Genomic DNA, 660 nt, shown 5'->3' with positions numbered 1-660 from the left:
AGAATTCGATGCGAAAAAAGGAAACCGAAGCAACGGATAAAGGACAACAAGCTATTGCTGGTTTCTTAGTGAATCAGTTGTATCAAGATAATAATCCAGCAACCGATGCGATCAAAGCGACAACTACCCAAGCAACGATCGACACAGCGCAAGCACAAATAGACCTGCTGTTACCAAGCGCCGTGAAGACGGATTTACAAAACAAATTGAACCGTGCCCAAGAATTGTTGGATGCACAAAAAGCAGTAGATGTAGCTGTGAATGAGTTGTTTGAAGGGAATAATCCAGCGAACAAGATAAAAGAAACCGTGACGCAAGCGGACATTGATGCGGCGCAAGCGAAAGTGGATAAAGTTACAGATTCAGCGAAGAAAGCAGAGCTGCAAGCTCATATTGATAAAGCGCAAGCAGAATTCGATGTGAAGAAGGAAGCCGAAGCAGCGGATAAGGAACAACAACTGATTGCTGGTTTCTTAGTGAACCAGTTGTATCAAAATAATAATCCAGCAACCGATGCGATTAAAGCGACAACTACCCAAGCAACGATCGACACAGCGCAAGCGCAAATAGACCTGCTGTTACCAAGCGCCGTGAAGACAGATTTACAAAACAAACTGAACCGCGCGCAAGAATTGTTGGATGCACAAAAAAGCAGTAGAT

General features: G+C 43.9%; 1 protein-coding gene. It reads left to right on the top strand.

All coding sequences use genetic code 11. From position 1 onward, the window contains the following. Positions 1 to 660 (top strand): toxin Cry1Ac domain D-VI-related protein (locus PROCOU_RS17955; RefSeq protein WP_244266353.1); only part of this gene is annotated, 660 nt, incomplete at both ends.

The sequence above is a fragment of the Listeria rocourtiae FSL F6-920 genome, from assembly GCF_000525975.1.
GTDB lineage: Bacteria > Bacillota > Bacilli > Lactobacillales > Listeriaceae > Listeria_A > Listeria_A rocourtiae.
Note: the sequence above shows the minus strand (reverse complement) of the source record. Positions and strands in the feature narration are given on the sequence as shown.